This window comes from Kurthia sp. Dielmo (assembly GCF_000307285.2).
GTDB classification, from domain to species: domain Bacteria; phylum Bacillota; class Bacilli; order Bacillales_A; family Planococcaceae; genus Kurthia; species Kurthia populi.
The window spans coordinates 8,431-16,677 of sequence record NZ_HE578959.1; the positions used below are offsets into that span (position 1 = coordinate 8,431).

Here is an 8,247-nt window from a genome sequence, read left to right on the forward strand (position 1 = left end):
CCACGTAGGCATTTGGTGTGTACTAGATACTGGCAGGTCTCCTGACTTCTCATCCACATCTTCTATGCCTTCCCAGTTTCCCAGTGGCTTATCATAAAAGACTCCGAATCACAGTTGCGGGACAGTGGCGGATTTTCACCGCGCTTCCCTTTTAAGCATGCTCTCACACGCACCAGCTCATACACGTTATGTTATTAACTTTATTGTAACATATTTTTTCGGAAAATTTAAATAAAAAAACCTGTACTAATGGGGTAATTAGTACAGGTCTTTAGGAGTGAGTTTTTGGCTATTTAATTAGTCATGTACGTTGGGGAGTTCATGTTCTTTAAATAATTATGCAAACTCAATTAGTAAATCATTTACCTCAATTGTATCCCCATTTTTCACAGGAATCGCTTTAACGAGGCCATTCATAGGAGCTTGAAGTGTTGTTTCCATCTTCATCGCTTCTGTAATCATCAACTGATCACCTTGTTTTACTTCTGTGCCTACATCAACTAAAACATTCAACACCGTACCCGGCATTGTAGCACCGACATGATGTTTATTTTTTACGTCTGCTTTCGGCACAGCTTTTACATTTGATTTCACACGTTCATCCTTCACTTTTACAGAACGTGATTGACCATTTAACTCAAAATTAACATGGCGTGTTCCATCTACTGCGGGTTCATCAACAGATAGTAGTTTAATAAATAATGTTTTTCCTTTTTCGATTTCGACGCTAATTTCTTCGCCAACCTTCATTCCATAGAAGAATGTTGGTGTATCGAGACAAGAAATATCGCCGAATCGTTCATATGCCGCTTGATATTCAGTGAATACTTTTGGATAAAGCGCATAAGCCATTGTATCTTGCTCTGTTGGTACAATTCCTGTTTCCGTTGCTAGTTGCTTAGCCAAATCAGTAAAATCAACCGCTTCTAGCAACTCACCAGGACGAACCGTAATTGGTTGCTTTCCTTTTAAAATAACTTGCTGTAATTGCTTAGGGAAACCACCCTCAGGTTGGCCTAAGTAACCGGCAAATAATTCAATAACTGAATCCGGAAAATCAATTGTTTGGCCACGCGTTAATACATCTTCTTCACTTAGATCGTTTTGTACCATAAATAGTGCCATATCACCAACAACTTTTGATGACGGTGTCACTTTAACAATATCACCAAATAATAAATTCACACGGCGATACATATCTTTTACATCATTCCAGCGCTCACCTAAGCCAACCGCTTTTGCTTGTTGACGTAGATTACTAAATTGACCACCTGGCATTTCATGTTGATACACTTCTGTATTAGACGCTTTTAGTCCACTTTCAAAATCACTATAATATGTGCGTACATCTGCCCAGTAGTTTGAAAGCTTTTCTAATGATTGAATAGATACATCTGGTTGGCGTAAATTCCCTTCTAGTGCATAATACAATGATTGAATATTTGGTTGTGATGTCAGGCCTGAAAGAGAGCCAATTGCTGTATCAACAATATCCACACCTGCATCAATGGCTTCCTTGTATGTGATAATGCCATTGCCACTTGTATCATGTGAATGTAGGTGAATTGGAATATCTACTGTTTCTTTTAATTCCGTAATTAAGCGTTTTGCGGCAGTTGGTTTTAATAAACCTGCCATATCTTTAATGCCTAGAATATGTGCGCCTGCATTTTCTAGCTCTTTCGCTATTTTTTTATAATAAGCGATATTATATTTGGCACGCGTTGGGTCATTTAAATCCCCTGTATAGCAAATCGCTGCTTCAGCAATTTTCCCGGCATTTCCGACTGCATCGATTGCGATTTCCATGCTTTTCACCCAATTTAAGCTATCAAAAATTCGGAAGACGTCAACGCCAGATGCTGCAGATTGTTTAACAAATTGCTGAATGACATTGTCTGGATAGTTTTTATATCCAACTGCATTTGATGCGCGCAGTAGCATTTGCAATAGCGTATTAGGTGCTAGTGCGCGAATCGCCTCTAATCGCTTCCATGGATCTTCTTTTAAGAAGCGATAGGCGACATCAAATGTTGCACCGCCCCATACCTCCATTGAGAATAGGTTTGGTAATAGCGTAGCAGTTGGTTTTGTTACATCAATTAAATCCTTTGAGCGAACACGGGTAGCAAGTAACGACTGATGCGCATCTCGGAACGTTGTATCGGTCACAAGTACTTTCTTATTCGTTTGAACGAGCTTCGCAACCGCATCTGCACCTTGTTCATCTAAGATTTGCTTTAAATTTGGAGAAAAAGTAGCTGTAACCTTCGATGGTGGAATAATCGGCGTTTCAAAATGCGGCTTCTCGCGCTGCTCGATACCTGGGAAGCCATTGACCGTTACATTCGCAATGTACGATAACATTTTCGTACCGCGGTCCTTACTTTCCACAAAATCGAATAATTCTGGTGTAACATCGATAAATGATGTGTTGTAAGCGCCACTTAAGAAGTCATGATGTTGTACCACATTTTTTAAAAATGGAATATTTGTTTTAATACCACGGATACGGAATTCACGTAAATTACGCAACATTTTACGTGCTGCTTGTTCAAATGTTGTCGCATGTGTCGAAACTTTTACAAGTAATGAATCGTAATACGGTGTAATCACCGCACCTTGAAAAGCATCGCCCGCATCGATTCGAACACCAAAGCCACCACCTGAGCGGTATGCTGAAATCTTCCCTGTATCAGGCATGAAATGATTTAATGGATCCTCTGTTGTAACACGTGATTGGATTGCAAAGCCATGCGTACGAATATTTGCTTGCAATGGGATGTTAATAACATCGCCATGTAATGAATACCCTTCCGCAATTAAAATTTGTGTTTGAACGATGTCGATATCGGTAATCATTTCGGTAATTGTGTGTTCAACCTGCACACGCGGGTTTACTTCAATGAAGAAAAACTCATCGCCCGACACTAAAAATTCAACTGTTCCTGCATTTACATATGCAACATTTTCAGCAAGTTGTACAGCCGCTTGGCAAATACGTTCACGTAATTCTAAAGATAAGGACACAGATGGTGCGATTTCTACAACCTTTTGGTGACGACGTTGCACCGAGCAATCACGTTCATATAAATGCACGATATTCCCGTGTGTATCAGCAATAATTTGTACTTCAATATGTTTTGGATTGTGTACAAATCGTTCAACATATACTTCATCACTACCGAATGCAGATTGTGCTTCAGATTTAGCACGTGTATAAGCTTCTTCTACTTCTGACGCTTCATGTACAATACGCATACCACGACCGCCACCGCCTAGTGCTGCTTTAATAATAATTGGATAACCGTGTGTAGTAGCAAATGCCATTACATCATCTAGCGAACTGACAGGTCCGTCACTCCCCGGAATGACAGGGATGTTCGCTAATTTTGCTTGTTCTTTTGCTTTCACTTTATCACCAAACATGTCTAAATGATCAACACGTGGCCCAATAAAAATGATGCCTTCTTCTTCACAACGTTCTGCTAAGTGAATATTTTCTGATAAAAATCCGTACCCTGGATGAATGGCATCCGCATTACTTTGTTTGGCAATACGAATAATATCATCAATATCTAAATATGCATCGATTGGCTTTTTATGTTCCCCGACTAGATATGCTTCATCTGCTTTGTAACGATGATAAGAACCGGTATCCTCCTTCGAGTAAATAGCGACAGTCGCAATTTCTAGCTCCGTGCACGCACGGAAAATTCGTATTGCGATTTCGCCTCTATTTGCGACTAATACTTTTTTAATGTTTTTCATAGTTACCACCCATTCTATTCATTGAAGTCTAAGAGAATACCGTTATCTCGTTTATTGGCCTTGCTTTAGTACCGTTTTTGAAATAGTTGAATCAAGCGCCTCAAAATCATCATACGAAATCGTATCGTATAATTCGCTACGCGGCTGCATATCATCTAATGCTTCTTTTTGTGTTCCTTGTTCTTTAATTAAACCAAAGACACGTTCATATGCTTTTGCTGCTACACGCATTGACGTTACAGGATAAATAACCATGCTATATCCCATTGCTTCAAATTCTTCCGCTGTGTAATACGGCGTTTTACCGAATTCCGTCATGTTCGCTAGAAGCGGCACATCAATTTCCGCTGCGAAGCGCTTAAATTCTTCTTGATCTTGTAGCGCTTCGGGGAAAATAGCATCTGCCCCAGCAGCAATGTATGCCTTTGTACGTGCAATTGCCTCATCTAAGCCCTCGACTGCACGCGCATCCGTACGCGCCACAATTACGATAGAAGGTGCAACCTGCTTGATTGTTTTTATCTTTTGAACCATTTCTTCCTGTGTCACTAATTTTTTACCGTTTAGGTGACCACATTTTTTAGGTAAATCTTGGTCCTCAATTTGCACAGCTGCCACGCCAGCTTCTTCCATTTCACGTGCTGTACGTGCTACATTAAGCACACCTCCAAAACCTGTATCAATATCAACAAGGATTGGTAATTTTGTTGCACGAATAATTTCACGTGCACGATCTGCTACTTCGTCAGAATTGACAATGCCTAAATCTGGTAAACCACGACTAGCTGTATAAGCAGCACCTGATAGATAAAGTGCTTCGAAGCCGGCACGTTTAGCCATTAATCCAGCCATTGCATCATGTGCACCAGGGATTTGTAAAATTCCCGGCTCTTGTACTAATGTACGAAATTTCTCTGCTAATTCTTTTTGTGAAACGGTCGGTTCTACTACCCAAGTCATCTATAGTCCCCCTTATAATGTGAATAAATCGACGAATTCATTAACATTCATTGACTCAACAAGTTCTTTGTCTAAGCAAACTTGTTCAATTTGAGCTAATTGCTTAGTCGCAAATTGTGTCGCCATGTTTTCTTCGAATTTTTTAACGATTAATGGGAATGCTTCGTCACGACGGAAGCGGTGGCCTAATGGATACTCGCAATCTACTAATTCAGATGTTGTGCCATCTTTATAGAAGATTTGTACAGCATTCGCAATCGAGCGTTTATCCGGATCTAGGTAATCGATTGTATATTGCTCTTTTTCCACTGTATACATTTTGTCGCGCAGTGCGTCAATACGTGGATCTTTTGCTGCTTCGTCTTCATAATGATCCGCTGTTACATCACCATACAATAAACCAACTGCTGTGATGTATTGGATACAGTGATCACGGTCTGCAGGGTTATTTAAAGGTCCTTCTTTATCGATAATACGGATAGCTGATTCATGAGTTGTAATTTGAATTTTCTCAATATCTTCTAAACGTTCGATTACTTCTTCATGTAAAGCAACTGCACATTCAGCTGCTGTTTGTGCATGGAACTCTGCAGGGAATGATACTTTAAATAGAACATTCTCCATTACATATGAGCCAAGTGGACGACCAAGTGTTAATTCTTTTCCTTTGAATAAAACATCTTGGAATCCCCAACCTGGTGCAGATAAGGCTGTTGGATAGCCCATTTCACCTGTTAAGGCTGTCAATGCTAAATGTACAGCACGGCTTGTCGCATCACCAGCTGCCCATGATTTACGAGAGCCTGTATTTGGTGCATGACGGTACGTACGTAAGCTTGAATTATCAATCCATGCATTTGATAAAGCATTAATGATTTCTTGGCGAGAACCACCCAGTGCTTTTGTGACAACTGCTGTTGTCGCTACTTTTACATATAATACATGGTCAAGACCAACACGATTTAAGCTATTTTCTAAAGCCAGTACCCCTTGAATTTCATGTGCTTTAATCATCATTTCTAGTACATCACGAACCTTTAATGGTGCGCGACCTTCTGAAACGTTAACACGACTCACATAATCTGCTACTGCTAAAATACCGCCTAAGTTATCAGAAGGGTGTCCCCATTCGGCAGCTAACCACGTATCATTGTAGTCAAGCCAACGAATCATACAGCCAATATTGAAAGCCCCTTTAACTGGATCTAAAACATATGATGTTCCTGGTACACGCGTGCCATTTGGTACAACAGTGCCTGGTACAACAGGTCCTAATAATTTTGTACATTCAGGATATTGAAGTGCTAAAATTCCACAGCCTAATGTATCTAGTAATACATAGCGTGCTGTTTCAAATGCTTCCTCACTTTTAATGTCCGTATTTAATACATAATCTGCAATATCTTCTAATAATTGATCTGTTTTTGTAATTTCATTTGTTTTAATCATAGACACTCTTCCCTTTTCCAGTATTTTTCTTTATAATAAGTAGCTGGCATATGTTCTAGACCAACATATACCAACTGGCGGGCCTGTAGATCACCCTTTGTGGTTAATGCTGTTACGGTATTAAGATTTATAGCGCTCGCCTGTATAATTTACACGAGGTCGGAATAAACGATTGTTTTCATGTTGTTCAATAACGTGTGCACATAAACCTGCTGTTCTTGAACTAAAGAAAATAGGTGTATACAATTCAATTGGTAGCCCAAGCATGTAATATACTGGTGCTGCATAGTAATCTAAATTTGGATATAATCCTTTTTCTTGCTCCATAATAATTTCGCCAGCTTCACACATACGGTAAAGTAAATCATCGCCTTTTTCATCACATAGTTTACGTAATGCTTGCTTCATAATAAGTGCGCGAGGATCCATCTTTTTCATGTATACGCGATGACCGAATCCCATAATTTTTCTTTATTTGCTAATTTTTCTTGAAGCAATGCTTTAAAACCTTCAACTGTTTTTGCTTCTAATAACATATACATAACCGCTTCATTTGCACCGCCATGCAGGCTACCTTTTAGCGATGCTACAGCGCCTGTTAATGCGCCATATAAATCTGCTTGTGTAGAAGCGATAACGCGTGCCGCAAACGTTGAGTTTGGCATTTCGTGCTCGATGTACATGACAAGCGATTCATCAAAAATCTGTTCTTCTAGTTTCGTTGGCTTTTTACCTGTAATCATGTAGTAGAAGTTCGCACTATACGATAAAGAGGTGTCTGGCTCTACAATGTCTTGTCCATTAATTACTCGGTAGCTATTTGCTACAATGTTTGGCATATTCCCTAGTAAACAATAAGCTCGAGCTAGATTTTCATACGACGAACGATCATCAATACTCTTGTCATAACCAGCCAGTGAAGAAATCCCCGTTCGTAGACCATCCATTGGGTGTGTTTCTTTCGGCAATAATTTGAATATTTCAAATATTTCCTTTGGAACGTTATAGTGCTGTTTAAATGCATTTTCCATTGTTGTTTTTTTCTCTGCTGTCGGTAATTCATTATGATAAAGTAGGTGCACTAAATCTAAATAGCTATTATCTTGAGAAAGCTCGATTAAATCATATCCACGAATGACAATTTGACAATCAACTGTATCAAGTAACGAAATCTTTGTTTCTGTTGCGATAATACCATCCAAACCTGGTGAGTAAATTTTTTCCATACTTCTATCCCCTTTGTTAAAAAATTGAAAGTAAGCGTTTTCAAATAGAGCGTTACATTTTTCATTTTTACCGTTTGAAGCACAAAAAAACAACTTCCATCCCCTTTAGACGAAGTTGTTCAGTAGTTAATAATTAGGCAATACGAAATAAACATACACTTGCACATATTTGTATAAAACAAAATAAACATACTGTGCATAGTATGACAATGGCCCTCTCGTTAACACCTCCCTATCCTCGTAGGTTAAATTGATGCTCATTCAGATGGCAGGTCTCCTGGCTTATGATCATCACCTATAAATCCCTTCCCATTTTCCTTAACAGAAAACAGTGGCTTTTATTTATAGACTCCCAAATACAGTTGCGGGACAGCGCCTGATTCTCACAGACTTCCCTTTTAAACAACATCGATTATCTTGATATCGTATGCTGTACCATCGAATGTGGCGTATTCAATTTTACACAACTAACATTATCAGACAATTTTTAATTAATCAATACAATGATTTTTCTGTTTTTTCTGTTTTCAACAAGAAAAACTACATAAAGGATTAAAAAAACACCAAATAGACGCATTTTTTTCATGTATTTTTTATGAACTTTTCTGAAAATTTTAACCATTTGTCCATGATTGTTATAATACACATATATTTTTTTCGATGAAACACTTATAATTCACCGAGTGGTAGAATGTTTTTTTTCGAGCTACATGACAGTACAATATTCGTCGATGGCTTGGCATATGCCATCGACGCATCAATAAATTGCTCCAATGTTTCAACAGAAGGCGAACTGCATGACAATATCAGCTAACGGCTCACGCTTACTTTCCGAGAAATG

3 protein-coding genes, 2 pseudogenes and 2 riboswitches are annotated in these 8,247 nt (G+C 38.9%); all 5 genes and pseudogenes read right to left on the reverse strand.

Going from position 1 to position 8,247, the window contains the following annotated elements:
- Nucleotides 1-14: 14 nt before the first annotated feature.
- Nucleotides 15-192, reverse strand: a riboswitch (cobalamin riboswitch).
- Between the two features lie 144 nt (nt 193-336).
- Nucleotides 337-3,771: a pyruvate carboxylase gene (gene pyc, locus KTHG_RS11330; protein ID WP_139993659.1), complete on the reverse strand. Its 3,435-nt coding sequence runs from the start codon at nt 3,769-3,771 to the stop codon at nt 337-339.
- Nucleotides 3,772-3,822: 51 nt separating this feature from the next.
- On the reverse strand, nt 3,823-4,731 hold the full coding sequence (gene prpB, locus KTHG_RS11335) for a methylisocitrate lyase (RefSeq protein ID WP_139993660.1): 909 nt from the start codon (nt 4,729-4,731) through the stop codon (nt 3,823-3,825).
- A 12-nt stretch (nt 4,732-4,743) separates the two neighbouring features.
- Nucleotides 4,744-6,180 (reverse strand): 2-methylcitrate dehydratase, encoded by a 1,437-nt coding sequence (gene prpD / locus KTHG_RS11340; protein ID WP_139993661.1) that lies wholly within the window; start codon nt 6,178-6,180, stop codon nt 4,744-4,746.
- A gap of 120 nt (nt 6,181-6,300) precedes the next feature.
- Nucleotides 6,301-7,406, reverse strand: a pseudogene (gene mmgD, locus KTHG_RS11345) (citrate synthase).
- 249 nt (nt 7,407-7,655) lie between these two features.
- A riboswitch (cobalamin riboswitch) is annotated at nt 7,656-7,861 on the reverse strand.
- Between the two features lie 214 nt (nt 7,862-8,075).
- A pseudogene (locus KTHG_RS21875) lies at nt 8,076-8,195 on the reverse strand (AsnC family transcriptional regulator); the annotation flags it as partial.
- Nucleotides 8,196-8,247 lie beyond the last annotated feature (52 nt).